At 50.3% G+C, this 26,568-nt stretch carries 26 protein-coding genes; 10 read left to right on the plus strand and 16 right to left on the minus strand.

Going from position 1 to position 26,568, the window contains the following annotated elements; all coding sequences use genetic code 11:
- Positions 1–36: 36 nt before the first annotated feature.
- From OGV98_RS09560 to sad, 7 genes are all read right to left on the minus strand, one after another.
- Positions 37–588 (minus strand): fimbrial protein, encoded by a 552-nt coding sequence (locus OGV98_RS09560; RefSeq protein WP_003843639.1) that lies wholly within the window; start codon positions 586–588, stop codon positions 37–39.
- A 600-nt stretch (positions 589–1,188) separates the two neighbouring features.
- Positions 1,189–2,640 carry a tagaturonate reductase gene (locus OGV98_RS09565; protein ID WP_046670673.1) on the minus strand — a complete coding sequence of 484 codons (1,452 nt, stop codon included), beginning with the start codon at positions 2,638–2,640 and terminating at the stop codon, positions 1,189–1,191.
- A gap of 106 nt (positions 2,641–2,746) precedes the next feature.
- A complete protein-coding gene (locus OGV98_RS09570; protein ID WP_003032438.1) occupies positions 2,747–3,274 on the minus strand; it encodes a GNAT family N-acetyltransferase in 528 nt (175 codons plus the stop codon).
- An 80-nt stretch (positions 3,275–3,354) separates the two neighbouring features.
- Positions 3,355–3,714, minus strand: coding sequence for a DUF4186 domain-containing protein (locus tag OGV98_RS09575; protein WP_003836300.1), 360 nt, complete (start codon positions 3,712–3,714; stop codon positions 3,355–3,357).
- A complete protein-coding gene (gene glsB / locus OGV98_RS09580; RefSeq protein WP_003032436.1) occupies positions 3,714–4,640 on the minus strand; it encodes a glutaminase B in 927 nt (308 codons plus the stop codon). Before glsB ends, OGV98_RS09575 begins: the two co-directional genes overlap by 1 nt.
- A gap of 62 nt (positions 4,641–4,702) precedes the next feature.
- Positions 4,703–6,280 (minus strand): methyl-accepting chemotaxis protein, encoded by a 1,578-nt coding sequence (locus OGV98_RS09585; protein ID WP_279278946.1) that lies wholly within the window; start codon positions 6,278–6,280, stop codon positions 4,703–4,705.
- 103 nt (positions 6,281–6,383) lie between these two features.
- Positions 6,384–7,772, minus strand: a complete 1,389-nt coding sequence (gene sad, locus OGV98_RS09590) for a succinate-semialdehyde dehydrogenase (RefSeq protein WP_202580460.1) — start codon at positions 7,770–7,772, stop codon at positions 6,384–6,386.
- Positions 7,773–7,875: 103 nt separating this feature from the next.
- Here sad and ptrR point away from each other — a divergent pair, with 103 nt between their 5' ends.
- Together ptrR and OGV98_RS09600 are read left to right on the plus strand one after the other, a co-directional pair.
- Entirely contained in the window at positions 7,876–8,751 is an 876-nt protein-coding gene (gene ptrR, locus OGV98_RS09595) for a putrescine utilization regulator PtrR (RefSeq protein ID WP_003032431.1), read from the plus strand.
- Positions 8,752–8,973: 222 nt separating this feature from the next.
- A complete protein-coding gene (locus tag OGV98_RS09600) occupies positions 8,974–10,170 on the plus strand; it encodes a sugar transporter (protein WP_003032430.1) in 1,197 nt (398 codons plus the stop codon).
- A gap of 36 nt (positions 10,171–10,206) precedes the next feature.
- On the opposite strand, the gene OGV98_RS09605 is transcribed toward OGV98_RS09600, so the two are convergent.
- Positions 10,207–10,872 carry a MarC family NAAT transporter gene (locus OGV98_RS09605; RefSeq protein ID WP_003032428.1) on the minus strand — a complete coding sequence of 222 codons (666 nt, stop codon included), beginning with the start codon at positions 10,870–10,872 and terminating at the stop codon, positions 10,207–10,209.
- A gap of 257 nt (positions 10,873–11,129) precedes the next feature.
- Between OGV98_RS09605 and marR the strand changes: the two genes are divergently transcribed.
- From marR to marB, 3 genes are read left to right on the plus strand one after another with little or no spacing between them, the layout of a single operon-like run.
- Positions 11,130–11,564 carry a multiple antibiotic resistance transcriptional regulator MarR gene (gene marR, locus OGV98_RS09610; protein WP_003032426.1) on the plus strand — a complete coding sequence of 145 codons (435 nt, stop codon included), beginning with the start codon at positions 11,130–11,132 and terminating at the stop codon, positions 11,562–11,564.
- 18 nt (positions 11,565–11,582) lie between these two features.
- The gene (gene marA / locus OGV98_RS09615) at positions 11,583–11,966 is read left to right on the plus strand and encodes an MDR efflux pump AcrAB transcriptional activator MarA (RefSeq protein WP_003032424.1); all 384 of its coding nucleotides are present in this window, start codon (positions 11,583–11,585) and stop codon (positions 11,964–11,966) included.
- A 30-nt stretch (positions 11,967–11,996) separates the two neighbouring features.
- Positions 11,997–12,215, plus strand: coding sequence for a multiple antibiotic resistance protein MarB (gene marB, locus OGV98_RS09620; RefSeq protein WP_003032422.1), 219 nt, complete (start codon positions 11,997–11,999; stop codon positions 12,213–12,215).
- A 30-nt stretch (positions 12,216–12,245) separates the two neighbouring features.
- On the opposite strand, the gene eamA is transcribed toward marB, so the two are convergent.
- A complete protein-coding gene (gene eamA, locus OGV98_RS09625; protein WP_003032420.1) occupies positions 12,246–13,145 on the minus strand; it encodes an O-acetylserine/cysteine exporter in 900 nt (299 codons plus the stop codon).
- A gap of 198 nt (positions 13,146–13,343) precedes the next feature.
- On the opposite strand from eamA, the gene ydeE reads away from it, so the two are divergent.
- A complete protein-coding gene (ydeE, locus tag OGV98_RS09630) occupies positions 13,344–14,531 on the plus strand; it encodes an efflux MFS transporter YdeE (RefSeq protein ID WP_003843627.1) in 1,188 nt (395 codons plus the stop codon).
- Positions 14,532–14,574: 43 nt separating this feature from the next.
- On the opposite strand, the gene urtE is transcribed toward ydeE, so the two are convergent.
- The 5 genes from urtE to urtA are packed head-to-tail and all read right to left on the minus strand — an operon-like array spanning position 14,575 to position 20,042.
- Positions 14,575–15,273, minus strand: a complete 699-nt coding sequence (urtE, locus tag OGV98_RS09635; protein WP_003032416.1) for an urea ABC transporter ATP-binding subunit UrtE — start codon at positions 15,271–15,273, stop codon at positions 14,575–14,577.
- Positions 15,274–15,282: 9 nt separating this feature from the next.
- A complete protein-coding gene (urtD, locus tag OGV98_RS09640) occupies positions 15,283–16,080 on the minus strand; it encodes an urea ABC transporter ATP-binding protein UrtD (protein WP_032935768.1) in 798 nt (265 codons plus the stop codon).
- Positions 16,080–17,153: an urea ABC transporter permease subunit UrtC gene (gene urtC / locus OGV98_RS09645; RefSeq protein WP_016150227.1), complete on the minus strand. Its 1,074-nt coding sequence runs from the start codon at positions 17,151–17,153 to the stop codon at positions 16,080–16,082. The genes urtD and urtC overlap by 1 nt, the downstream gene beginning before the upstream one ends.
- Positions 17,153–18,727, minus strand: coding sequence for an urea ABC transporter permease subunit UrtB (gene urtB / locus OGV98_RS09650; RefSeq protein WP_044712395.1), 1,575 nt, complete (start codon positions 18,725–18,727; stop codon positions 17,153–17,155). The genes urtC and urtB overlap by 1 nt, the downstream gene beginning before the upstream one ends.
- Before the next feature lie 43 nt (positions 18,728–18,770).
- Positions 18,771–20,042: an urea ABC transporter substrate-binding protein gene (urtA, locus tag OGV98_RS09655; RefSeq protein WP_279278947.1), complete on the minus strand. Its 1,272-nt coding sequence runs from the start codon at positions 20,040–20,042 to the stop codon at positions 18,771–18,773.
- 486 nt (positions 20,043–20,528) lie between these two features.
- On the opposite strand from urtA, the gene mgtS reads away from it, so the two are divergent.
- Positions 20,529–20,624, plus strand: a complete 96-nt coding sequence (gene mgtS / locus OGV98_RS09660; RefSeq protein ID WP_003032406.1) for a protein MgtS — start codon at positions 20,529–20,531, stop codon at positions 20,622–20,624.
- Between the two features lie 283 nt (positions 20,625–20,907).
- Here mgtS and OGV98_RS09665 read toward each other — a convergent pair whose 3' ends face one another.
- Positions 20,908–21,834, minus strand: coding sequence for a diguanylate cyclase (locus tag OGV98_RS09665; RefSeq protein ID WP_202580464.1), 927 nt, complete (start codon positions 21,832–21,834; stop codon positions 20,908–20,910).
- 161 nt (positions 21,835–21,995) lie between these two features.
- On the opposite strand from OGV98_RS09665, the gene OGV98_RS09670 reads away from it, so the two are divergent.
- Positions 21,996–22,652 carry a class I SAM-dependent methyltransferase gene (locus OGV98_RS09670; RefSeq protein ID WP_202580465.1) on the plus strand — a complete coding sequence of 219 codons (657 nt, stop codon included), beginning with the start codon at positions 21,996–21,998 and terminating at the stop codon, positions 22,650–22,652.
- 126 nt (positions 22,653–22,778) lie between these two features.
- Here OGV98_RS09670 and dcp read toward each other — a convergent pair whose 3' ends face one another.
- The gene (gene dcp, locus OGV98_RS09675; RefSeq protein ID WP_286551347.1) at positions 22,779–24,824 is read right to left on the minus strand and encodes a peptidyl-dipeptidase Dcp; all 2,046 of its coding nucleotides are present in this window, start codon (positions 24,822–24,824) and stop codon (positions 22,779–22,781) included.
- A 137-nt stretch (positions 24,825–24,961) separates the two neighbouring features.
- Here dcp and ydfG point away from each other — a divergent pair, with 137 nt between their 5' ends.
- Complete coding sequence (ydfG, locus tag OGV98_RS09680) at positions 24,962–25,708, plus strand: bifunctional NADP-dependent 3-hydroxy acid dehydrogenase/3-hydroxypropionate dehydrogenase YdfG (RefSeq protein ID WP_202580467.1); 747 nt, start codon at positions 24,962–24,964, stop codon at positions 25,706–25,708.
- An 86-nt stretch (positions 25,709–25,794) separates the two neighbouring features.
- Positions 25,795–26,481, plus strand: a complete 687-nt coding sequence (locus OGV98_RS09685) for a GntR family transcriptional regulator (RefSeq protein WP_121540057.1) — start codon at positions 25,795–25,797, stop codon at positions 26,479–26,481.
- Positions 26,482–26,568: the final 87 nt, after the last annotated feature.

Here is a 26,568-nt window from a genome sequence, read left to right on the forward strand (position 1 = left end):
TACTTTTACCAAATTTTCTTAAGTAATATTCTGATATCAGTTATAGATCAGCGAATACGTTACGCTAGACGCAACCGCACCAGCGGTAGCTGCCCCCGTTGCATAATAGCGTACGGCATATGGCAGAGTTGCATTACCACCACTAATAGGCACGTAGTTACCCGTGTTCTGCGCAATGTCGCCTGCCTTAATTGGCGTATTCCCGGAACCGTCGACAAGCTCCAGCACAACATTGGACGCACCTGTTGTATTGGTATTAACAAGACGACCATTACTGTCTACATTTGCTCCTCTTTCAAAAAAGGCCTTAACAGTGCCAGCGCCTGCTGGGTTAGTCGACGCACACCCAGTGACATCCATTTTAAAAGATGTCTGACCCGCGACATTACCTGCGGTACCTAAAATATTTGCCTGAACAGTTGGCAGCGTCACAGCCGCCGCAGTACTACCTGTTGCGCCATTAATCGTAGCACTACAGGTCTGGTTATTTACCGCACCAGTAAAATTAATAGTGCCATTTCCGGCTGCCTGAACAGCAGAGACAGCAAATACGCTGCTGAATGCAACGATAGCGGCGATTTTTTTCATTATGTTGTTCCTGATAAAAATATAACGAGTTGTTGTGCATTTCAAAAGAGCAGAGTCTCTCTGAGAAGCTGAATCGATTATCAACAGGCTCAAAATTAAATCAACAACTATTTAATCAACGAAAAAAACTTAAAACATAATTATTTCCTAAGATTTCCTTACTGATAATAACTTACGCGACAAATATCTCATCAAAAATTTCAATTGGTATCTTTTAATGAAATTTTTGTAATCCCCACCCACTAAAAGCCTTCATTTTTTCATGGTTTTTATATAGCTTTATTTATAACTTTTTTTACAGGTTGAATCAAAAATGTTATATGCGGAAACAGATAAAATGCACTTAGTTTTATATGTCGTTAGAGATAATGGTGGTGATAATACCCATGGGGACTACTTTCATCACGATGCTATTACGGTGTGTGGTGTAATTCTATAGTTTTATAATTAAAAAAAGTATAGTTTGCACGGGTGAACTACGGAAAAAAACATAATTTGTATTACAAAACAAAATGGCTCAGGGAGAGTAACCTCTCCCTGAATTAAACACCTTTGCGGCCTGCTAAAATAAAAAGCTTATAAATGAATATTAAGCATTTTTTAGCACAGTGGTTTCACGGCTTCACGCATGCCTTTTGCCAGGATGGCATCCAGATCGGCAGAAACTTGCTCCACCAGCCCAGAAACCTGGGTCAGGTCTTGCTCCCAATGTTCTTTGACCGCCAGTACAGTACGCACCAACGCCTCAGTACTTATCTGGCGATCGCGATGTTGGCTCCACAGTTGTTGGAAACGTTCAATCCAGTGCGCATCATCCTGGACCGGATAAGACTCACCGTTACGCTCCCCGCGGTAGAACGCAATCAACGCCGCCAGCGCAAACGTCAGACGTGCGGGCAATTGACCGCTGGCCTGTTGCCCGGCCAGCAGTTGCGGCAATATGCGGGTACGGAATTTAGTCATGCCGTTCAGGGCAATCGACAACAGCTGATGCTTGATGTACGGGTTGCAGAAACGCCCCGTCACCGCACTGGCAAAGGACGCCAGCTCATCGCGCGGTAAATCCAGTACCGGAATGATTTCTTCATAAATAGCTTTTTCAACGAAGGCGCAAATTTCTGCGTCATTCATCGCCTCGCCCACGGTGTCCAATCCTGCCTGCCAGGCAACAGGAACCAGCGCAGTGTGAGCACCGTTGAGAATCGCCACTTTGCGCTCTTTGTACGGTTTGATGTCATCCACAATCAGGACATTCAGCGGATACTTATCCAGACGTAGTTCTGCGGCTAATGACTTCGGCCCCTGAATGACAAACAGATAGAAGTGTTCTGCCGTGTCGAGGAAAGCGTCATGATAGCCCAGTTCAGCTTCGAGCTTAGCTACCTCATCACGCGGATAGCCGGTAACAATACGGTCCACCAGCGTAGAGCAAAATGCATTGGCCTGATCCAGCCACTGAATAAACGCTTCCGGCAGCATCCATTCCTGAGCGTAGCGCAGAACCAGTTCACGCAGCGCATCACCGTTATAATCAATCAGTTCGCAAGGGATGATAATCCAGCCTTTATCCAATGCGCCGTTAAAATAGCTGAAGCGTTCGAACAGCAGACGCGTCAGTTTAGCCGGATAACTTACCGCTGGCGCGTCGTCAAACTTATCGCCCGCGTGGTAACTGATACCTGCTTCCGTGGTGTTAGAGAACACAAAACGCATATCAGGATTATGTGCCAGCTTCAGGAACTCATCGTATTCGCTATAAACGCTGATTTCACGGTTAACTGAACGAATTAGACGAGCATCGCTGACAGCCTCGCCTTTCTCATTCAAACCACGAATGATAGTAGTATAGAGGCCATCCTGCGTACTCAGCGATGGCGGGAAGGTACTTTCGATAGGACGAACAATGACCACACCAGCGTTCAGATCGGTATGTTCGTTCAGCAAATCAACCTGCCAGTCTACAAAGGCGCGCAGGAAGTTTCCTTCACCAAACTGAATAATGCGTTCAGGATACTGAGCTCCGGGGAAATCGCGACGATTTAGTGTTTGCACAATGGGTTCCCTTTATGATTAGTCATACAACCTGATTGAATTGGTCCAATAGGTTAGCAAACTTTAATACATTGAAACCCTGTTTTGATCAATCCCCGGCGACAAATTAGAGCGTTTTATAGAAAAGTGTGGTCCCGGTCAGCGTCCCATCGGGCATTTGGGCATAGTCAGGTATCACCCCTACCTTTTTCCACCCGCAATTGTGGTAGAACAACTCCGCGCCACTGCCCGTCGCCGTATCAAGCACCAGCAGCGTTTTACCTTGTTGACGCGCGCAACTTTCCAGTTCGTTCATCAATTCACGAGCCAGGCCACCGCGCCGCGCTGAGGGGTGAACCAGCAGTTTGGCAACATCAGCACGATGAGGTTGATTTTCAGGTTGATCGATAATGAGTTGGACGGTACCGACAAGCGCCCCCTGCGCGTTCTGCGTACCAAGAACGATCCGTTCTCCGCGAGAAACACTTTGCGCGACGTTCATCCAGAAAGGCTCTGATTTTTCGCGATTAAAGGGCAGCATAAAACTGATGGAGGCGCCGTCATTGACGCACCGCTCAAGAACATCGCTGAGCTCGTCGATTCGCGACAGAATCTGTGCCGCACTCAGCACAAAGCAGGGTTTACCGGAAGCCATGATTTCTCCTTAGATTGACCCCTTCATACTGCTTTTAACAATTACACAACACAAGGGGTCATATCATAGGATAATGTTATCTATGGCTTGTTCATCTGAAGCACTAACCAGTGATAAATAACCGTGACAACGTAACGTTTTTGTTCATCGTTTAGCGCTACGCCCTGAGGTATATCATGCCATTTCGCCAGACACCCTCGACAGCACGTTGCCGTAGCATGTTGAGCGATAAATACCGGGTGACCACGCATGGGAGTCTGTTTACCATCATTGGCGGGAAACGCAGGCGCCAGTCGTTTAGCAATAAAATCCGCAGCATGTTGTTCGATAACCGGCGCCCCTTTATCCAGACAATACTGCCTTTCTTTCTGACCAAGACGAAACCGTGAGCGAAACGTTGATTTCGCCAACCGGGCAAAAAGAGGATCGAGCGTATTCATCAGTAAACCGAACGCCCCAGCTGTTGTGTTAATTGCTCCAGCACGGCGATACCGGCCAGTGAATTTCCCGCCGGGTCCAGTTCCGGACTCCAGACAGCAATCGCCATCTCGTGAGGCACGATCGCCACGATGCCGCCACCCACACCAGATTTCGCCGGAAGCCCGACCCGCCAGGCAAACTCCCCTGCGTTCTGATACATGCCGCTGGTCGCCATTAGCGCATTGATCTGCCTGGCCTGCATCGGCGTCACCACGGGTTCCGCAAGATGAAAGGCATGCCCTTGATTTGCCAAAAAGACAAAGGTTCGCGCCAACTCCACACAGCTCATTTTTAGCGCGCAGTAGTGAAAGTAATTCTGCAAAACGGTGGTCACGTCATGGTGAAAATTGCCGAAGGATTTCATCAGCCAGGCAATTGCGGCATTACGCGCCGAGTGTTCAAACTCTGATCGCGCGACCGTCGCATCATAAGCGATATCCGAAACACCGCTTAACGCCCGTACCACTTCCAGCATCCGTTGACGCGGTGCGCTTAGACGCCCTTGCAACATATCGCAAACCACCAGCGCCCCGGCGTTAATAAAGGGATTGCGAGGGATACCCTGCTCCATTTCCAGCTGCACCAGGGAGTTAAAAGGATGGCCAGAAGGATCTTTGCCGACACGCTGCCAAATCTCCTCTTCCTGATAGTGACGCATTGCCACGACCAGGCTGAGCACCTTTGAAATCGACTGAATAGAAAAACGTTCTTGCGCATCTCCCGCCTGATAGTGCTGTCCATCAACGGTACAGATAGCAATACCCAGTTTTGAACCGTCGACAGAGGCTAATGCCGGAATATAATCAGCGACTTTACCCTGACCAATCAGCGGACGAACCTGCTGCACAATGGTCTCTAAAATTGAATTGTCCATGGCCCTGGCCACAACATGCTCCTTGCTCGCAGGTATGAAAGGCCTGCGAGTATAACAGAGCTGAATACGCAGCGTCAGGCCGGAAGGCGGAATCTGGCCACGGCCTGCATAAGCTGGCGGGATTCATGGTGTAGCTGCAAGGAAGAGTCAGATGCAGCATTCACCAGTTCGCTGGTTTGCCGGGCTTCGCCGTTCAGGACATGCAGCTTTCGAGTCAACTGGTGAATATTGTTCCCTTGATTTAAAGTTGCAGTCGAAATGTCGTTCAGCAACGCGCCAAGATTCTCAACCAGTGCGATAACCTGCTGCAAATTCTTATCCAGCCCGTTAACCGCGTGAAAGCCCTCTTCAATGCCCTGTAACGAGTGTTTAATCAGTGTCTGAATGTTTTGCGTAGACTGACCGCTTTTTCGCGCCAGCAGCCCAACTTCTTTCGCAACCACGGCAAACCCGCGCCCTTGCTCCCCGGCATGTGCTGCCTCGATTGCCGCGTTAAGAGCCAGGATATTTGTCTGAAATGCAATATTATCGATAAGCGTTGTAATACCTCGCATTTCTGACGAACGTGTCACAATCGCCTGCATTGACGTATTTACCGTCGCCATCATTTGGTCCCCGCCTGCCGCAACATCTCGCGCCTGCACAGCGCGTTGATTCGCCAGTTCAGCAAAGCTGCTGTTATCCTCAACATGCATTTCCAGCAACGAAATATGCGATGTCACGCTGCTTAACTCTTCACTTTGTTTCGCCGACTGCTGATATAGCTGTTTATTGTTCTGCGCAAGTTCGTTGATATTTCCTACCATTGCAGTGGTAGCGTCGTTCACCTGCTGCACCAGCGCGCAGAGACCTTGCTGCATTGCAGCAATACGCGAACTTAATTGCGTCACTTCCCGATTAAACTGACTCACCTGCGGGGCCGGGCGAGACAGGTCACCCGCTGCTAAAATATCGATATGATCGATCAGCCGTCGCAGTGGCATAATCACCCAACGGGACATACTGCGCCAGACCAGAAAGGCGATAACCACCAGCACGAGAGGAATAAACAAAAATAGATTCTGTAAACGCTCAAGACTGGTCAACAGCTGCTGACGCCCAGCTTCCGCATGTCGCCCACTGTTCTGCTGAAAGCGCGCGTAATTAGCGTTAAAGTCCGTCTGAAAGGCCTGCGCGGGTACGGCAAAAAAAGCATCAATGGAACCTGACTGCATCAGCCCATCCGCCTGCTCCTGAATACCGCTATAAAAACGCTGATAGCTCTCCGTTAGATCCAGATCCGGCTGCGGTTTCATATCCCGCCAGGCATCCCATGCACTTTTTGACTGCGCCAGCGCCCGGTACGCCTCTTCCATTAACGGACGCCAACTCCCGTCCGAACCGGTGGCGGCATCCTGCATAAAATAAACTCCCGCACGGTTAAGTAAATCGCTGGCAGATAATAACGCCACCCGCGCTTCATCAACCTTCGCCTGCTGTATAAGCGCGAGTTGATTACGTTCTTCATTATGCTGTGCGCCGCTGACTGAGGCCGAAAGCATTAAGGAGGACGTGACCTGCAAAATAGAGAACAGCGCAATAATGCAAAAAATGCCGGTTAACAGACCAAACTGACGGGGTATAAGACGACTGAAAATTTGCGTTATGTTCATATTACTCTTCTGTATCAAAGCGTTAGACGCGAGTGTACGGAGAGTAAATGACAGAAAAATTGCAGAAATAAGACAGGTGCCCCCAGCGGAGGCACCTACACCCTCAAAGGCGGTTTTTCCAGACGGTCTGCACGTTACAAAACTCATGCAAACCAAAGTGCGAAAGCTCTCGGCCAAAACCACTTTTCTTCACACCGCCAAACGCAACGCGGGCATCGCTGGCACTGTAACCATTGATGAATACGCCACCACACTCCAGGCGTGACGCCATCTTCTGCGCCAGCACTTCATCCGCAGTAAACACCGTGGCAGATAAGCCGAAATCACTGTCATTCGCCAGCGCTAAGGCATGTTCCGCATTCTTCGCCACGGTAATTGCCGCAACCGGACCAAACAGCTCCTGGCGGAACGCCGTCATCTCTGGAGTAACATCGCCCAGTACCGTCACGGCATAGTAATTACCATGACCCGCAATTTTTTCCCCGCCGAGAAGTAACCGCGCCCCTTCGGCAAGGGTGGCTTCAACCTGCTGGTGCAGCTCATCACGCAGATCAAATCGCGCCATCGGCCCCAGATCGTTTTCTTCGTTCAGCGGATCGCCCATTTTGAGTGCGCTCGCAGCGGCCACAAAGCGTGAAGTAAATTCTGCCGCTATCCCTTCTTCGATAATAAAGCGTTTGGCTGCCGCACAAACCTGCCCGGTATTCTGATAACGCCCGGCGACCGCCGCCTTAACGGCCAGATCGAGGTCTGCATCATTAAGGACAATAAACGGATCGGAGCCCCCCAGTTCAAGAACGCATTTTTTTAACGCGGCCCCCGCCTGGGCACCAATCGCCGCACCAGCACGAACACTACCCGTCACCGTTACCGCCGTGATACGCGGGTCATTGATCATCTGACTGACCCCTGCGTTATCGGCATTCGCCCAACCGTAAACCCCCGCCGGTACACCCGCATCAGCGAAAACCTGCGCAATAATTGCAGCACAGCCGGTTACGTTAGGCGCATGCTTTAACAGGTAACCATTTCCGGCCAACAGAATCGGGACGGCACCTCGCATTACCTGCCAGAGTGGGAAGTTCCACGGCATGATCGCCAGAATAGTTCCTACCGGACGATACTCAATCACCGCCTGGTTATTCTCCACCAGCGTGGGTTCCGGACTGAGCATCGCCGGTCCATGCTCGGCGTACCAGTCACACAACGCAGCTGACTTAGCGACTTCAGCCCGCGCCTGCTTAATGGGTTTACCCATTTCACGTGAGATACACTGCGCCATCTCTTCCGCACGATGGCGCAGAGCTTGCCCAATATGGCGCAGCGTTTGCGCACGGTGCTCAACGGAAGTGTGTTTCCATTCGCTATAGCCATTCGCTGCAAGGTTCAGCGCATGATCAATCTCTTCCACGCTGGCCCACGGCGTCGCCGTCAGTCTTTCACCGCTGGTAGGGTCAATGGAAATCGCATGTGTTGCTGCTGTGATAGTCATTAAGTGCCTCTCTTTATCGCAGGGTATGGTTATATCATGAGCATATTTACTCTTTCTGAAAAATGAATAATATTAACCATACCATTCACGAATAGAGAAAATCATGGATCTGACGCAGCTGGAAATGTTTAATGCCGTCGCGGAAACTGGCAGTATTACGCAGGCCGCTGCGAAGGTTCATCGCGTGCCATCTAATCTCACCACCCGTATACGTCAGCTTGAAGCCGACCTGGGTGTTGATCTGTTTATTCGTGAAAACCAGCGTCTGCGGCTTTCCCCATCCGGGCACAACTTTTTGCGCTACAGCCAGCGGATCCTCGCGCTGGTTGAGGAAGCCAGGATGGTCGTCGCCGGGGATGAGCCGCAAGGACTCTTCTCTCTCGGCTCGCTTGAAAGTACGGCAGCAGTACGCATCCCCGCCACGCTGGCTGAATATAACCAGCGTTACCCCAAAATTCAGTTCGCGTTAGCGACAGGTCCTTCTGGCACAATGCTGGACGGCGTGCTCGACGGTACATTGAACGCTGCCTTTGTCGATGGCCCAATTACCCATCCAGGCCTTGAAGGAATGCCGGTCTACCGTGAAGAGATGATGATTGTCACTCCTAACGGTCATCCCCCCATTCAGCGGGCCAGCGACGTCAACGGTTGCAGTATTTACGCCTTTCGCGCCAACTGTTCCTATCGCCGCCATTTTGAAAGCTGGTTTCATGCCGATCGCGCCATGCCCGGCACCATTCACGAAATGGAGTCATATCACGGTATGTTGGCCTGCGTCATTGCCGGAGCGGGTATCGCACTGATCCCGCGTTCGATGCTGGAGAGCATGCCAGGGCATCATCAGGTCAACGCCTGGCCGCTAAGCGAGAACTGGCGCTGGCTGAATACATGGCTGGTCTGGCGCAGAGGTGCAATGACGCGGCAGTTAGAAGCGTTTATTGAGGTGTTGAACCCTCAGTTATCACAAAGCCCGGAGTAACTGGCGATCCTCAAAGAACATGAATAACTGTATATCCGGGTGAAGTCATACGCCCGGAATTTCATTATTATTGAAATACTTAAAAATATGAGGAATGTTCGGCAGTAAATTATAGCGCCCTACCAATGAAATGAGATCCGCATCACAAAATGATTGTATTTTCGCCAGCAAACGTTTTAAGATCGTGGCCTTACCTTTTCGCAGCTAATCCTCTTATTTGATATGACAACAGACACTGTTTCCCGCAAGGTCGCGTGGCTACGGGTAGTTACGCTTGCCATTGCCGGTTTTATTTTCAATACCACAGAGTTTGTCCCTGTCGGTTTGCTTTCCGACATCGCGCAAAGCTTCAATATGCAGACCGCTCAGGTCGGGATCATGCTGACGATCTACGCCTGGGTTGTTGCCTTGATGTCGCTCCCCTTCATGTTACTTACCAGTCAGGTGGAGCGCCGAAAACTTCTGATCTGTCTGTTTGTTGTGTTTATCGCCAGCCATGTGCTCTCTTTCCTGGCATGGAATTTTACCGTGTTGGTAATTAGCCGTATTGGTATTGCCTTTGCGCACGCTATTTTCTGGTCGATCACCGCATCGCTGGCAATTCGCCTGGCTCCTGCCGGGAAACGTGCACAGGCTCTCAGCCTGATTGCCACTGGCACTGCGCTGGCGATGGTATTGGGGCTGCCCATCGGGCGTATCGTCGGTCAGTATTTTGGCTGGCGCACAACCTTCTTCGCCATCGGTATGGGGGCGTTAGTTACCCTGCTTTGCCTGATTAAGCTCCTGCCCAAACTACCCAGTGAGCACTCCGGCTCTTTAAAAAGCCTGCCCGTGTTATTCCATCGCCCGGCATTGATGAGTCTGTATCTACTGACGGTGATTGTGGTCACCGCGCACTATACGGCCTATAGCTATATCGAACCGTTTGTGCAGACCGTCGCGGGCCTGAGCGCAAACTTTGCTACTGTCCTGTTGCTGGTTCTGGGTGGTGCGGGAATTGTCGGTAGCGTCATTTTCGGTAAGCTGGGTAATCTGCATGCGTCCGTACTGATTAGCAGTGCCATTGCCCTGTTGACGATATGCCTGGTACTGTTACTTCCCGCCGCTGACAGCGAAATGCACCTTGCCATCCTGAGTATTTTCTGGGGCGTCGCCATCATGCTGATAGGCCTGGGTATGCAGGTGAAAGTGCTGGCACTTGCTCCGGATGCGACTGACGTCGCAATGGCGCTGTTCTCCGGAATCTTTAATATCGGTATTGGCGCTGGCGCACTGGTAGGCAATCAGGTGAGTTTGCACTGGTCGATGTCTACGATTGGTTACGTCGGCGCAGTGCCTGCCGTTGCCGCGTTGATATGGTCGGTGATTATCTTTCGTAAATGGCCGGTATCACTGGAAGAACAGCCTCAGCATTCATAAAAAATATGCCCGGTAAATATTACCGGGCATAGTGTTTTAAGCGTAGGTTTTGATAATTTCCAGCACGCCGTTAATAATAAACTGCACGCCCATACACACCAGCAGGAAGCCCATCAAACGAGAAATCGCTTCGATACCACCTTTACCGACCAGCCGCATGATCCCCCCGGAACTGCGCAAACAGCCCCACAGGATAATCCCGACAACCGCAAAAATAATCGGCGGCGCGATCATTATCACCCAGTCCGGAAATTCGGAGCCATGACGCACGGTTGACGCGGAGCTGATGATCATCGCAATCGTCCCCGGACCGGCAGTGCTTGGCATAGCCAGCGGTACAAAAGCGATATTGGCCGTCGGTTCGTCTTCCAGCTCTTCAGACTTGCTTCTCGCTTCCGGAGAATCATGCGCCTTCTGCTGTGGAAACAGCATCCGGAAGCCGATAAACGCAACGATTAACCCACCCGCAATACGTAACCCGGGAATCGAAATCCCGAACGTATTCATTACCACCTGCCCGGCGTAGTACGCCACCATCATAATGGCAAATACATAGACAGATGCCATGAGTGACTGACGGTTACGCTCTGCGCTGTTCATATTGCCGGCTAGGCCAAGGAACAACGCCACGGTGGTTAACGGGTTTGCCAACGGTAACAGGACTACCAGCCCCAGTCCTATTGCTTTAAACAAGTCCATCATAATGTCATCTTTCCTGTGCGTTAATCGTCAGCGGCAAGTATACGGTGAAATCCGCGAGATAAGCCATTTTCGTGATGTAAGGATTCATTTTTCATCCGCACGTATAAACCATAATTATCAAACCGTTAAAATTCCACTTGCCAGGTATTGAGTCTGATGATTTAGCAAAACGTGGCATTTGCGGATCCATTCGTTTGACTTATATTTGCCTAAGCAATAATATCAGCCGTGACTAACTACTTGCCAGGGCAACCATTGTGAAAAACACCAGTGATCTGTTTAACGAAATCATCCCACTGGGTCGTTTGATCTATATGGTTAATCAGAAAAAAGATCGTTTGCTAAACGACTATCTGTCACCGCTGGATATCACGGCATCGCAGTTCAAGGTGCTCTGCTCCATCCGTTGCGCGGTGTGCATCACCCCTGTCGAATTGAAAAAAGTGCTGTCTGTCGACCTTGGCGCCCTGACGCGGATGCTGGACAGACTGGCCTGTAAAGGCTGGATAGAAAGGCTTCCGAATCCACATGATAAGCGTGGCGTGCTGGTGAAACTCACCGATCATGGCGCAGCAATTTGCGAGCAGTGTCATCAATTAGTAGGGCAAGACCTGCACCAGGAACTAACAAAAAACTTAACGGCGGATGAAGTAGCCACACTTGAGCACTTGCTTAAGAGAATCCTGCCGTAAACAGAAAGAGGTATGACGATGTCCAGACGCAATACTGACACAATCACTATTCATAGCATTTTGGACTGGATCGAAAATAACCTTGAATCGCCGCTCTCGCTGGAAAAAGTGTCTGAGCGTTCAGGTTACTCCAAATGGCACCTGCAACGGATGTTTAAAAAAGAAACCGGTCATTCACTGGGTCAATACATTCGCAGCCGTAAAATGACTGAAATAGCGCAAAAATTAAAAGAGAGTAACGAGCCCATTCTTTATCTGGCAGAGCGTTACGGTTTTGAGTCTCAGCAGACGCTGACCCGGACATTCAAAAATTATTTTGATGTTCCGCCGCACAAATACCGTATGACGAATATGCATGGCGAATCGCGCTATTTGCTTCCACTCAATCAATGTAATTGCTAATCGCCAGTTAACGACGTAACCGAGGAAATCATGAAACTTCTGTCTTATGCGATGCTGGCCCTGCTGTTTGTTGTTTCGGGTCAGAGCATGGCGGAACAGACCGCGCAACCTGCCACACAGAACAGTCGCGACGCGATGATTATGCCCCCTGCGCACGATCAGTCCCCGTTCGATTTTAATCATATGGGTGCAGGCAGCGACAAGTCCGACGAATTAGGTGTGCCTTATTACAATCTGCGCAACCTATAATTATATTGCCCCGCAACCGCGGGGCTTTTTTTAGCCCCTCACCGACGCAATTTTACGCAACCGAAAACCAAACACATTGATATACAGCCCAGCCATGATCAGTAGCGCGCCAAGTAGCTGTAATCCGCTAAGCGTTTCGTCCAGCAGTACGGCCGCACTCGCCAGACCGACAACCGGCACCAACAGCGATAGCGGCGCTACCCGCCAGGTCTCATAGCGTCCGAGTAACGAACCCCAGATGCCATAACCCACAATGGTCGCCACAAACGCCAGATACACCAGTGACAGAATGGTCGTCAAATCTATCGCCACCAGACTTTGGGTAATTTGCGCTGGACCATCGAGAAGTAATGAGGCCAGGAAGAACGGAACAATGGGGATTAACGCGCTCCATACCACCAACGACATAACGGCCGGACGCGATGTATGCTGCATGATTTTTTTGTTAAAAATATTGCCGCAGGCCCAGCTTAGCGCCGCCGCCAGCGTCAGCATAAAACCGAGCATGCCAACATGCTGACCGTTCAGACTGGCTTCAATCAGTACCAGCACACCAAATACCGCCAGCGCAATTCCTACCAGCTGTTTACCCTGCAGACGTTCGCCAAAGGCGAATGCCCCCAGAATGATGGTGAAAAACGCCTGAGCCTGTAATACCAGAGAAGCTAACCCGGCAGGCATACCGAATTTGATGGCGCTGAAGAGAAACGCGAACTGTCCAAAACTAATTGTCAGGCCGTAGCCGAGTAAAAGCGAAAGCGGAATTTTCGGGCGGGCAACAAAAAAAATCGCCGGGAACGCCACCAACAAAAAGCGTAACCCTGCCAACATCAACGGCGGCATATTGTGCAAACCCACTTTAATGACAACAAAGTTCAGTCCCCAAACCACAACGACCAGTAACGCCAATAACCCGTCTTTACGCGACATACCACCGCCCCTGCAAATATTAAATTTTTGTAAACAAGTTAAAGTAACGGAAATCGTTGTACCGTAACAGATCATTAATTCAGGTAGGCTACACAGGGCATTTTCGGACAACTTATTGGGTGTACATCACACTTTTAGCATGCTATTTGTTTCTGATATCTAAAAAAAACATAACAACATGCATTGTCGGGCAGGAAAATGAATATCTCTCTGAGAAGGTCCACTCTCGCGTTACTCGCGTCATCTTTGTTATTAACCATTGGTCGTGGCGCCACGCTGCCATTTATGACGATTTACCTCAGTCGACAGTATCAACTGAGCGTCGACCTGATCGGTTATGCGATGACGGTTGCACTGACCATAGGCGTCGTCTTCAGCCTTGGCTTTGGTATTCTGGCCGACAAGTTCGATAAAAAACGCTATATGTTGCTGGCTATCTGCGGCTTTGCCTCCGGCTTTATTGCTATTCCGCTGGTGCATAACGTCGTGATAGTGGTTTTGCTCTTTGCCCTGATCAACTGCGCCTACTCCGTCTTCGCCACGGTGCTGAAAGCCTGGTTTGCCGATAACTTGTCTGCGACCAACAAAACGAAAATTTTCTCACTTAACTATACCGTGCTGAACATCGGCTGGACCGTTGGTCCGCCGCTGGGCACGCTGCTGGTTATGCAAAGCATTAACCTGCCGTTCTGGCTGGCTGCCGCCTGTTCTGCGCTACCTCTGGTGTTTATCCAGACGTGGGTAAAACGTTCACCGGCAACCGCAGAAGGTGTAAATGCCGCTGTTTGGTCCCCTTCAGTACTGCTGCGCGACAGAGCATTATTCTGGTTTACGCTGTCAGCATTTTTGGCATCATTCGTTGGCGGCGCCTTTGCATCCTGTATTTCGCAATACGTTATGGTGGTCGCCGATGGCGATTTTGCCGAGAAAGTCGTCGCGGTGGTCCTGCCCGTTAACGCCGCCATCGTAGTATCACTGCAATACGCACTTGGTCGCAGGCTCACCGCCACGAATATCCGCCCGTTAATGACAATGGGTACAGTCTTCTTTGTCGTTGGCCTGGTCGGTTTCGCTTTCTCCGGCAACAGTCTGTTGTTATGGGGAATTTCTGCTGCCTTTTTCACTATCGGCGAAGTCATTTACGCACCGGGTGAATACATGCTTATCGACAACATCGCACCAGCAGGTATGAAAGCCAGCTATTTTTCCGCCCAGTCGTTAGGCTGGCTTGGCGCAGCGGTTAACCCATTAGTCAGCGGCGTCATTTTAACCACATTGCCACCATGGTCGCTGTTTGTGGCGCTGATAGTGGCGATCGTTCTTGCCTGGGCGCTAATGATAAAAGGCATGCGCGCCAAACCCTGGGGCCAGACGGCGGTCTGCTAGTTATTATGTTCGCGACAGAGCCACAGTCGCTCTGTCGCATACCTCAGATAGCAACCAGTCCCCGAACGCCCTCGGCCTCCATATTTTTACCGTCGCCGCTTTGAATAATGCTGCCCCGCGACATCAACAGGTATTTGTCGGCGAGCTGCTCGGCAAAATCATAGAACTGCTCCACCAGCAAAATGGCCATATCGCCGCGATGCGCCAGTTGGGAAATCACCTGACCAATCTCTTTAATCACCGACGGCTGGATCCCCTCGGTAGGCTCATCAAGGATCAACAATTGTGGGCGACTTGCCAGTGCTCGTCCAATCGCCAGTTGCTGCTGCTGCCCGCCGGACAAATCTCCGCCCCGCCGATGCTTCATTTCCTGTAAAACCGGAAAGAGCGCGTAAATATCATCCGGCACATGTCGTGCCTCCGGTGCTGAAAAACGGGAAAGGCCGAGCAGCAGATTCTCTTCTACCGTCAAACGAGGAAAAATATCACGCCCCTGCGGGACATACGCCACACCGGCCCTGACCCGCTGATGCGGCTTCCAGTGAGTGACATTTTTCTCCTGCCAGAGCACGCTTCCGCTGCGGGCCGGAATAAGCCCCATCAGACACTTAAGTAGCGTTGTTTTCCCCACGCCGTTACGCCCCAGCAGACATGTCACCTCACCGATACGCGCTTCAAAGTTCACCCCGCGCAGAATATGACTGCCGCCATAATATTGATTGAGTTCTTTCACCTGCAGCATCTGCACTCCTTAACGCCCGAGATAAACTTCAATAACCTGCTCGTTGGCCTGCACTTCACGCAGACTCCCCTGAGCCAGGACACGTCCTTGATGTAATACTGTGACGCGATCGGCAATGGTTTCGACAAATCCCATATCGTGCTCAACAACCATCAGAGAGTGCTTACCGGCAAGCTGGCGAAACAGCTCCGCCGTGTATTCCGTTTCCGCATCCGTCATCCCCGCCGCGGGTTCATCCAGTAGCAGTAAATGCGGCTCCTGTACCAGCAGCATGCCAATTTCGAGAAACTGTTTTTGCCCATGCGAAAGCAGACCGGCGCGGCGGGCCCGCTCATTACCCAGCCGCAACAGCGCCAGTACTTCATCAATACGATCCCGTTGTTCGCCTGAGAGTCGTGCCCGTAGAGAACCCCAGACAGATTTATCATTTTTCAGCGCCAGCTCCAGGTTCTCTTCCACCGTTAATGCTTCAAATACCGTGGGCTTTTGAAATTTCCGACCAATCCCCTGACGCGCAATGGCAATGGGATCCAGCGTCGTTAAGTCGGTCGACTGATCGTATATCGCACGACCACTTTGCGGCCTGGTTTTGCCGGTAATGACATCCATTAACGTCGTTTTTCCGGCGCCGTTGGGCCCGATGATGCAACGCAGTTCCCCAACCCCAATATTGAGCGTGAGATCGGTTAGCGCCTGAAATCCATCGAAGTTAACGTTAATTTTTTCCAGCTGTAGCACCGGATCAGTCTGGTTGCGAAACCGATCCCCCGGCATCTGGCGAGTAAATAGCCCTTCATCTGGTTGCATTATTTGTCTCCCTTGCGAAACAGACCAATTACCCCTCGGGGTAAAAACAGCGTAACGCCAATAAAGATCAGGCCAAGAAACAGCTGCCAGTATTCCGGCATAATCACCGTAAACAGGCTTTTCGCACCGTTCACCAACACGGCGCCGAATACCGGGCCGATCAGGGTTCCACGTCCGCCGAGGGCAACCCAAATCGCCGCTTCAATCGAGTTGGTCGGCGACATTTCGCTGGGGTTAATGATCCCCACCTGCGGAACATACAGCGCCCCTGCCAGGCCGCACAGTACAGCGGAAAGCGTCCACACCAGTAACTTGAAACCTTTCGGATCGTAACCACAGAACATCAGACGGTTCTCTGCATCCCGCACGGCAGTCAAAATACGACCGAACTTACTGCGGGCCAGCGCCAGTCCCAGCCATAATGCCAGCACCAGCAGCATGACCGTCGCCAGAAACAGCGCGATACGGGTTGAGGTGGCGGTTACCGGGAATCCCAGAATGGTGGTAAAGCCGGTAAAACCGTTATTTCCCCCAAAACCCGTTTCGTTGCGAAAAAACAGCAGCATTCCTGCGAAAGTCAGGGCCTGGGTCATGATAGAGAAATAGACCCCTTTGATTTTTGACCGAAAGGCAAACCAACCGAATACCAGCGCCAGCAGGCCAGGAACCAGAACGACCAGCAGGAGCGCCCAGATAAAATGTTGCGTCCCCCACCAAAACCACGGCAACTCGCTCCACGACAGGAATGACATGAAGGCCGGTAATCCTTCGCCAGAGGCCTGGCGCATCAGGTACATTCCCATCGCATACCCTCCCAGCGCAAAGAAAATACCGTGTCCCAGCGAGAGCATGCCGGCATAGCCCCACACCAGATCCAGCGCGACCGCGACAATGGCATAACAGAGAATTTTCCCGGCCAGCGTTAGCGTCCACACCGATATAGCCAGCGGATGGTCCGCAGGTAACAGCGCAAGAAACGGCAGAGTAATCAACGCCAGCAATAACCCCAGCCCCAGGATGCGCGTCGCGCGTGGCGCTTTACGCGCCAGCGTTAATGTCATTGGCATCGTCATCAGTCAATAACCCTCCCTTTTAGCGCGAACAACCCCTGCGGACGTTTCTGAATAAACAGAATAATCAGCACCAGAATCATGATTTTGCCTAGAACCGCCCCCACCTGAGGCTCCAGAATTTTATTGAAGATCCCCAGTCCAAACGCCGCGGCCACGCTCCCGGCGAGTTGTCCCACGCCGCCCAGCACCACAACCAGAAACGAATCGATAATGTAGCTTTGCCCCAATTCCGGTCCTACGTTGCCCAACTGCGAGAGCGCTACGCCCCCCAGCCCGGCAATGCCTGAACCAAGGCCAAAGGCCAGCATATCGACGCGTCCGGTAGGTACGCCGCAGCAGGCCGCCATATTGCGATTTTGCGTCACGGCACGTACGCGCAGCCCCAGACGCGTTTTATTCAACAACAGCCAGGTGAAAAACAGCACCAGAATGGCAAAGCCAAGCACCACAATTCGGTTCCACGGTAAAATCAGATTGGCATAAACCTGAATCCCCCCTGAAAGCCATGCCGGATTGGCGACTTCCAGGTTTTGCGCGCCGAAGGACATACGCACCAACTGGATGAGCATCAGGCTGATCCCCCAGGTCGCCAGCAGCGTTTCGAGAGGACGCCCGTATAAATGGCGGATCACCCCGCGCTCAAGCAGCATTCCCACCGCCGCGGTAAGTAAAAAGGCAACCGGCAGCGCAATAACCGGATACCAGGCTAGCCATTGCGGGAAAAACTGGCTCATCAGTTGTTGTACCATCCAGGTACAGTAAGCCCCGAGCATTAACATCTCGCCATGCGCCATATTAATGACGCCAAGTAATCCATAGGTTATAGCCAGACCCAATGCCGCCAGCAGCAAAATAGAACCCAGCGATAGCCCCATAAAGGCCTGTCCAAGAAGGTCCCCAACCTTCATACGATGTGCGATGGAATTCAGGCTTTCGCCAGCGGCAGCACGCACGCGGGTATCGGGTTCATGTTCAGCCCGGGTGAATGGTTGCAGGCGCGCCTGAGTTTCAGGATCATTTGACGCCCCTAATAGTTCGATTGCCTGACGTCTGACCTCCGGCGAGGAACTGTTCAGCTGCAGATTTGCCAGTGCAATAGCCAGCGCGGATTTCACATCACCATTTGACTCCTGAGCCAGTCGTTGCTGTAAAAACGGCAGCATACCCGGCTGTGCCTCACGCTGTAATGTACGAGCTGCCTCTAACCTTAATGTGACACTGTCACTTAAAAGCTGATGAACGGCCTGCGTTCCGGCAACCAGATTGCGCAGGCGGTTAGTCAGGCGAATTTTTTTTAGCTCGCCGTTTGGGGTTGTCGCTGTTCCTAACGGCTGTGCGTGCGAGCCGTTCATGATGAAGGTATTTTTCGCGTTATCAGTCAGCAGATGCTCCTCGCGCAACGCGTTGAGCATCGGCAAACGCTGAATGTCGGGATTGATCGACCACTGTTCGAGCAAGGCGGCCTGCTGAGTTCGATTTGCGGCTGTAAAGGTATCGGCATCTGATGCCTGCGCTATCCACGGCAAAAACCACGTCAGCAACAACACACCACGAATAAAGCGCATAGCTTTCATGAGCGTTCTCCAAAGCGTTACCCTCCCGCAGGAGGGCACACGATCAGTTGCTGGCGGTTTTCACAGGCTGTTCAGATTTTTTATCATTACCAGCGATGTACGGGCTCCACGGCTGGGCGCGGACTGGCTCATCGGTTTGCCACACCACGTTAAACTGGCCATTGCCCTCAATCTCGCCAATCATGACGGGTTTATGCAGGTGATGGTTGGTCGCATCCATGGTCAGGGTAAAGCCTGATGGCGCAGCGAAGGATTGCCCCGCCATTGCAGCGCGAACTTTATCCACATCGGTCGTTCCGGCTTTTTCTACCGCCTGCGCCCACATATGGAGGCCAACATACGTAGCTTCCATGGGGTCGTTTGTCACCACCGATTCAGCATTTGGTAATTTGTGCGCTTTGGCATACGCCCGGTAATCCGCGACAAACTTCTTGTTGGCAGCGTTATCGACGGACTCAAAGTAGTTCCAGGCTGCAAGGTTGCCCACCAGCGGTTTGGTATCAATACCGCGTAACTCCTCCTCACCCACGGAGAATGCCACCACAGGAACATCGGTAGCTTTCAGGCCCTGGTTGGCCAACTCTTTATAGAATGGAACGTTAGAATCGCCGTTGATGGTTGATACCACCGCCGTTTTTCCCCCTGCGGCGAATTTTTTAATACTGGCGACAATGGTCTGGTAATCGCTGTGTCCGAATGGGGTGTACACCTCTTCGATGTCTTTATCGGCAACTCCTTTTGAGTGCAAAAAGGCGCGTAAAATTTTGTTGGTCGTGCGTGGATAAACATAATCCGTGCCCAGCAGGAAGAAGCGTTTCGCGCTGCCGCCGTCCTCACTCATCAGATACTCAACCGCAGGGATCGCCTGCTGGTTGGGGGCTGCGCCGGTATAGAAGACGTTAGGCGACATCTCCTCACCTTCATATTGCACTGGGTAAAACAGCAGACCGTTCAATTCTTCAAATACTGGTAGAACCGATTTACGCGAAACCGATGTCCAGCAGCCAAAAACTGCCGCTACCTTATCCTGACTCAGCAACAGCCTTGCTTTTTCAGCAAATAAGGGCCAGTTCGAGGCCGGGTCAACCACCACCGGTTCCAGCTTTTTACCCAACACCCCGCCCTGAGCATTAATTTCATCGATGGTCATCAACGCCACATCTTTTAGCGGCGTTTCGGATATGGCCATCGTGCCGGATAAAGAATGCATGATGCCAACCTTGATGGTGTCAGCTGCCTGAACGCTAAAACTCACGCCCATTGCTACAACAGAGGCAGAAAGTGCAAAAGCTTTTAAAAATGTACGACGCTGCATAGTTTCACTCCTGAAATTAAACTTGCTGAAAGCTCCGGTGCAGCCGGGCAGACAAAACGGTGCAAATTAAAGGTGTTCAGAAGTGATAAGGCAAAAACGATGCCAGATATTAAAACATCATATAAAATCAATAAATTAGCATCTCGCGCACAAAAATCAGTATTACATTTTCCCACCAAACGGGTTAATCAAAGGAAAAATTGAACCACCATGAGACAACTCTGCATTATAAACGTGCAACAATCTGTGTCAGCAGCACACTGTCATAGCAGCGTCTCAGGGTTTAAAAACAGGATTATTTGTGCGCAGATAAATGTGTCTCGTCACTATTATTTATTTTATTCGACGTGCTCATGTCAAAAATTTACTTTTCAGCCGAAATAATCACACAGTTCAGCCTTTGTTTAAGATTGAATTGCTACTATAGTCATAAGCGAGGTGAACTTAAGGTAAGAGAGGAAACTCACAGATAAAGGAGCATTTACTATGCTGGGTAATATGAATATTTTTATGGCTGTTCTGGGAATTATTTTATTTTCCGGTTTCCTGGCCGCGTATTTTAGCCACAGATGGGATGATTGATGAACGGAGATAGTCCTGCACCGACCCGGCCCCTTGTTGCGTAGCTGCACAAGGGGCCATTTTTTTGCCCAAATCGCGCTCGTGGTACCTTTTTCCTGATTTACAGATAAAAAAAACCGCCGGATAAACCAGCGGTAAATGCTTGCATGGATAGATTTGTGTTTTGCTTTTATACGCTATCTGGCAATTCCCTGCGAAGATAACGGATAGTCAGCTAACCTATCATCAACAACCCCAATGAAAGTTAAACGAAACGCAACTACCTCAAAGCGTTTTCGAAAACTCACGCACTGAGGGGATACGAGGTCCCGTCATTGGTGTCCACCAACGCGATCTGCTCATTTTCATCCATAAACATACAGCGATTTCTGCCGGTCTGTTTCCCCTGATACATCGCCCTGTCAGCCCGACCAAGCGCGGTATCCAGCGTTTCACCCGGTTGAACCCGGGTTATGCCAGCCGTTACCGTGATAGCGATCTCTCCATCAGAGTAGGGAATTTTTTTCTGACCAATCAAACGACAAAGTCTCAAACCCGCCTGGCATGCCTGCTCGTCCGTTTTTGTTCTGATGATGATAATGAACTCTTCTCCACCGTAGCGGTACGCCACCTCATCATATCGCGTCCATGACAATAAATTTGATGCCAGAGCCCGCAATACAACGTCACCAACCAAATGGCCGTAGGTATCGTTAACGTATTTAAAACGATCGATATCTAACAACAATATATAGAGATTAAGCGGTTCGGCATCGAGCAACTGCCGCTCAAAAGACTCATCGAGCATTCTTCTGCCAGGTAAACCTGTTAATACATCGATATTACTGCGGATATTCAATAAATATATCTTGTAGTCCATTACAGCAGACGTAAATGCCAATAGCGCGTCCTGGAAGTTGTCGAAATGCCATGGATGGCTACGATTCTCCACTATTGCCAATAGCAACTCCTTTCCTATTACATGCATTTTTTCATGAGCAGAATAAATCTTGCTCACATAACTACTACCATCCTCATTGTTCAGCGATTGATCATTTATCCATTTCCCAAATCGACAAACAGAATGAGCGTTGTCACCCGTAATATCGGGATGAGTAACATCTGAGGACACAGCGCAGCGGAAAATTTTTACCAGCCATTTGTAGTGGGCATCAATTGAGTTGTTCAACTCATTTATGATTGCATCTATTTCCGCTGTGTTTTTCATCATCACGGTTTCCTTCCCTGAATGAACACTTAGAACCGGAATTTTAACCATAAAAAAGAAAATTTATGTAAATTTAGTTATAGAAATCAATGGCGTTATAGCACTTGCCATTTATCGTAATAATTGATTTAATCCCCAATCAAAACAATAACAGACAGAAACTAATGAATAAAATAACTGATGATGGCGCTAAAATTTACACACCAATGACGCTAAAACTTTATGACTGGTGGGTGCTAGGAGTATCGAATCAATATGCCTGGAAGTGTCCGACCAGGGAACACCTTCTTCCCCATTTTCTCCAGCATTTGAGTAAATCACATCTGGATATTGGCGTTGGAACAGGATTTTACCTCTATCACGCACCTGACGACTGTGTAATATCGCTAATGGATTTGAATGAAGCCAGCCTGGACGCTGCAGCATCAAGAATCGGGGAAGCGAAAATTCAGCGCAAAATTAAGCATGATGTGTTCGAATCTTACCCTACGGATTTGCACAATGAGTTTGATTCCATTTCCATGTTTTATCTCCTGCACTGCTTGCCTGGCAATATATCAGCAAAAGCCTGTGTGATAGAGAATGCCGCACGGGCTTTAACAGACACGGGTACGCTGTATGGCGCAACTATTCTTGGCGATGGTGTTATACACAACACTTTCGGAAAAAAACTCATGGGCATCTACAATAAGAAAGGTATTTTCTCGAACTCAGATGATTCTGAAGAAGGACTGAAACAGATTCTGTCAGCGCATTTCGAACATGTTAATACGCAAGTAACCGGTACTGTAGCAATATTTTCAGCATCAGGTAAAAAATAGTATCCTGACATTATTAACTGACTGCCTGGACCAATACCATTAGGGAAAGGCAATAAAAAAAGTCAGATATTTAAACCCGCAAAAACCGGGCATCAAACCCGGTTCTTCTCACTATCTGAACAAACCTTACGCGCTCAAACCTCGATGCTCCAGCATTGGCTCCATTCGTGGATCGCGTCCGCTCCACTGCCGATAGAGTTCAGCTAAATCAGTGCTATTTCCGCGGGACAAAATCGCTTCGCGGAATTTCTGCCCGTTTTCACGGGTTAATCCGCCCTGCTCTACAAACCACTGATAGCCGTCATCGGCCAGCATTTGCGTCCACAGATAGGCGTAATAACCCGCGGCATAACCGCCGCCGAAGATATGGGCAAAATAACTGCTGCGATATCGTGGTGGCACGGCCTTGAGATCCAAACCTTCTGCTGCCAGCGCCTGCTGTTCAAATTGATCGACCGAAAGAGATAACGCGCTATTTTCCAGACCGTGCCAGCGCATATCCAGCAATGCAGCACTGAGCAGTTCGGTCATGTCGTAACCTTTGTTATACAGGCTGGCCTGCTGCATTTTATCTCGCAACGCCTGCGGCATTTGCTCCCCGGTAACAACATGACGAGCAAAACGAGCGAAGACCTGCGGATGACTCGCCCAGTGTTCGTTAATCTGCGAAGGAAATTCAACAAAATCACGCGGAGTGTTGGTCCCTGAAAGCGTGGCGTAACGCTGAGTGGCGAACAGACCGTGCAACGTGTGCCCAAACTCATGAAATAACGTAATAACATCATCCCACAATAACAATGCAGGCTGACCTTTTGCCGGTTTTTGATAATTACACACGTTGTAAATAACCGGCCGGGTTTCATTGAGTTGCGATTGCTCAACAAAATTGCCCATCCAGGCACCACCGCTTTTCGATTCCCGGGCAAAGAAATCACCGTAAAATAACGCCAGACCTACGCCATCGTGATCAAATATTTCCCATACCCTAACATCCGGGTGATAAACAGGAATATCGAACCGTTCTATAAATTTTATGCCAAAGAGTTGATTTGCCGTCCAGAAAACGCCTTCGTTCAGCACCGTATCAAGGGCAAAGTAAGGTTTGAGCTGCGCCTCATCCAGAGCATATTTCTCACGACGAACCTGCTCAGCATAAAATGCCCAGTCCCAGGCCTCGACGTTAAATTGCCCCTGTTCGTGATTGATAACATTCTGGATTTCGGCCTGTTCATCTAGTGCCCGAGCTCGCGCGGCAGGAACAATCGCCCGCATGAAAGTCAGTGCAGCTTCCGGTGTTTTTGCCATCTGGTCGGCAATTTTCCATGCAGCGTAATTGGCAAAACCGAGTAGTTTCGCCTGCTGCATCCGGATCTCGACCAGTCGCTGAATAATAGCCCGAGTATCGTTAGCGTCATTGTTTTCTGCTCTCTTCCATGCGCGGGTGAACAGACTTTCACGGGTATGGCGATCGCGTAACGCCGCAAGCGCCGGTTGCTGAGTCGTGTTCAATAGCGGGATAACCCAACGCGCGTCGAGCCCTTTCTCCCTTGCAGCTTCAGCGGCAACGGCAATTTCCTCAGCGCTGAGTCCCTCCAGATAACGTGCTTCATCCACCACCAGAGCACCGGACTTGTTCGCTGCCAGCAGCCGTTGGTTAAACTGGCTGGTCAGCGTGGCGGACTCTGTATTGAGCGCTTTAAGGTTCGCTTTATCAGTCTCATTCAGACATGCGCCGGCCAGTACAAAACGCTGGTGGATGACCTCCAGCAAGTGTAATGATTCACTTTCCAGCCTCAGAGAACCTCTCCGTTGCCAGACAGCGTCAACGCGCGAGAAGAGTGCTTCATTGAGATAGATATCATTGGCAAGGCTCGCCAGTTCTGCGGAAAACTCTTCGTCAAGGTGCTGTAGTTCATCGTTGGTGTGCGCCGCCGTCATCGCGAAGAAAACGCTGGTTACGCGTGTCAGCAAAGCGCTGCTTTGTTCAAGCGCCAGCAACGTATTGGCAAAATCAGGGGCTTGCGGGTTTTGCACAATCGCCTCGATCTCTGCACGTTTTTGCCGCACGCCTTCATCGAACGCCGGGCGATAGTGCTGCACCTCTATCTGATCAAACTGCGGGGCCTGGTACGGCAACGTGCTGTGACGTAAAAAAGGATTCGTTAACGACATCTTTCACTCCTGAAAACGATTTGTTTACCAGAGTAGACTTCCCAGGAATCAACCGCAATCGCGTTACGCAGGAATAGCTCTGAACGGAAATGACGTGCTATGGTAGTACTACATAAAAAGCGTTGAGGAACAGTGAGATGATCGTTTTAGTAACCGGAGCAACCGCAGGTTTTGGTGAGTGCATTACGCGTCGTTTTATTGAGAATGGGCATAAAGTTATTGCCACCGGACGCCGCCAGGAGCGCCTGCAGGAACTGAAAGAGGAATTGGGTGACCGCCTCTATACCGCGCAACTGGACGTACGTAATCGTGCATCAATTGAAGAGATGCTGGACGCCCTCCCTGCTGAATGGCGCAATATTGATGTTCTGGTCAACAACGCAGGTCTGGCGCTGGGCCTTGAGCCTGCCCATAAGGCCAGCGTTGAAGACTGGGAAAATATGATCGACACCAACAACAAGGGGCTGGTTTATATGACCCGTGCCGTTCTGCCAGGCATGGTTGAACGCAACCGCGGTCATATTATCAATATCGGTTCTACAGCAGGCAGTTGGCCATACGCTGGCGGTAACGTCTACGGTGCGACCAAAGCATTTGTTCGCCAGTTTAGCCTGAATTTACGTACTGATTTACACGGCACTGCCATTCGCGTTACCGACATCGAACCGGGTCTGGTTGGCGGTACGGAATTCTCTAATGTCCGTTTCAAAGGTGATGATGCCAAAGCTGAAAAAACCTACGAAAATACCACGGCGCTGACCCCGCAAGATGTCACAGAAGCGGTATGGTGGGTGGCTTCTTTACCGGCTCATGTCAATATCAACACCCTTGAAATGATGCCTGTCACACAGTCTTTTGCCGGGCTGAGTATTCATCGGAGCTAATTTATCTGCCCGGCCTTGCGCCGGGTATAGATAGCCTGAAAGAAGTGATAAAATATCCGGGTTAACTCTCTAAAAAGTAAGAATGAATGACCGTAGAAACGCAGCTCAACCCTACACAGCCAGTAAATCAACAGATTTACCGTATTCTTCGCCGTGATATCGTGCATTGTCTGATAGCACCCGGTACACCGCTGTCTGAGAAAGAGGTTTCCGTACGCTTTAATGTGTCACGCCAGCCGGTACGAGAAGCATTCATCAAACTGGCAGAAAACGGTCTGATTCAGATCCGCCCACAGCGTGGCAGCTATGTGAACAAAATTTCGCTGTCGCAGGTGCAAAATGGTTGTTTTGTCCGCCAGGCGATTGAATGTGCCGTGGTACGCCGCGCCGCATCGCTGATCAACGACCAACAGTGCTATCAGCTTGAACAAAATTTGCATCAGCAGCGCATCGCAATTGACCGAAAACAGATCAATGATTTCTTCCAGCTTGATGATGAGTTTCATCAGAAACTGGCTTTAATCGCCGAGTGCCAACTCGCCTGGGATACCGTTGAGAATATAAAGGCTACAATTGACCGCGTTCGTTATATGAGCCTGGATCATATTTCCCCACCTGAAATGCTGTTACGCCAGCATCACGATATCTTTGCCGCCCTTGAGAAGCATGATGGCGATGCGGTCGAGCACGCAATGATGCTCCATCTCCAGGAAATTGGTGAGTCCGTTCAGCTTATTCGTCAGGAAAATAGCGACTGGTTCAGCGAAGATTAATACTACGCTCGCCTCACACCGGGGTGAGTTTCTCCTGCGTTTTCCCCTCGCCTGCATAACTGCATAAAAAAAGCTGTGATTTTGATC

The organism is Citrobacter sp. Cf136, assembly GCF_030333815.1.
Classification (GTDB): Bacteria; Pseudomonadota; Gammaproteobacteria; order Enterobacterales; family Enterobacteriaceae; genus Citrobacter; species Citrobacter freundii.

Bases quoted from the DNA above. Each gene is read 5' to 3' on its own strand.
- OGV98_RS09560 (WP_003843639.1), bottom strand. From the start codon at position 588: ATGAAAAAAATCGCCGCTATCGTTGCATTCAGCAGCGTATTTGCTGTC.
- OGV98_RS09570 (WP_003032438.1), bottom strand. From the start codon at position 3,274: ATGGCTTCCGGTAAACCCTGCTTTGTGCTGAGTGCGGCACAGATTCTG.
- OGV98_RS09575 (WP_003836300.1), bottom strand. From the start codon at position 3,714: ATGAATACGCTCGATCCTCTTTTTGCCCGGTTGGCGAAATCAACGTTT.
- OGV98_RS09585 (WP_279278946.1), bottom strand. From the start codon at position 6,280: ATGAACATAACGCAAATTTTCAGTCGTCTTATACCCCGTCAGTTTGGT.
- sad (WP_202580460.1), bottom strand. From the start codon at position 7,772: ATGACTATCACAGCAGCAACACATGCGATTTCCATTGACCCTACCAGC.
- ptrR (WP_003032431.1), top strand. From the start codon at position 7,876: ATGGATCTGACGCAGCTGGAAATGTTTAATGCCGTCGCGGAAACTGGC.
- OGV98_RS09600 (WP_003032430.1), top strand. From the start codon at position 8,974: ATGACAACAGACACTGTTTCCCGCAAGGTCGCGTGGCTACGGGTAGTT.
- OGV98_RS09605 (WP_003032428.1), bottom strand. From the start codon at position 10,872: ATGATGGACTTGTTTAAAGCAATAGGACTGGGGCTGGTAGTCCTGTTA.
- marA (WP_003032424.1), top strand. From the start codon at position 11,583: ATGTCCAGACGCAATACTGACACAATCACTATTCATAGCATTTTGGAC.
- marB (WP_003032422.1), top strand. From the start codon at position 11,997: ATGAAACTTCTGTCTTATGCGATGCTGGCCCTGCTGTTTGTTGTTTCG.
- eamA (WP_003032420.1), bottom strand. From the start codon at position 13,145: ATGTCGCGTAAAGACGGGTTATTGGCGTTACTGGTCGTTGTGGTTTGG.
- ydeE (WP_003843627.1), top strand. From the start codon at position 13,344: ATGAATATCTCTCTGAGAAGGTCCACTCTCGCGTTACTCGCGTCATCT.
- urtE (WP_003032416.1), bottom strand. From the start codon at position 15,273: ATGCTGCAGGTGAAAGAACTCAATCAATATTATGGCGGCAGTCATATT.
- urtD (WP_032935768.1), bottom strand. From the start codon at position 16,080: ATGCAACCAGATGAAGGGCTATTTACTCGCCAGATGCCGGGGGATCGG.
- urtC (WP_016150227.1), bottom strand. From the start codon at position 17,153: ATGACGATGCCAATGACATTAACGCTGGCGCGTAAAGCGCCACGCGCG.
- urtB (WP_044712395.1), bottom strand. From the start codon at position 18,727: ATGAAAGCTATGCGCTTTATTCGTGGTGTGTTGTTGCTGACGTGGTTT.
- urtA (WP_279278947.1), bottom strand. From the start codon at position 20,042: ATGCAGCGTCGTACATTTTTAAAAGCTTTTGCACTTTCTGCCTCTGTT.
- mgtS (WP_003032406.1), top strand. From the start codon at position 20,529: ATGCTGGGTAATATGAATATTTTTATGGCTGTTCTGGGAATTATTTTA.
- OGV98_RS09665 (WP_202580464.1), bottom strand. From the start codon at position 21,834: ATGATGAAAAACACAGCGGAAATAGATGCAATCATAAATGAGTTGAAC.
- OGV98_RS09670 (WP_202580465.1), top strand. From the start codon at position 21,996: ATGAATAAAATAACTGATGATGGCGCTAAAATTTACACACCAATGACG.
- dcp (WP_286551347.1), bottom strand. From the start codon at position 24,824: ATGTCGTTAACGAATCCTTTTTTACGTCACAGCACGTTGCCGTACCAG.
- ydfG (WP_202580467.1), top strand. From the start codon at position 24,962: ATGATCGTTTTAGTAACCGGAGCAACCGCAGGTTTTGGTGAGTGCATT.
- OGV98_RS09685 (WP_121540057.1), top strand. From the start codon at position 25,795: ATGACCGTAGAAACGCAGCTCAACCCTACACAGCCAGTAAATCAACAG.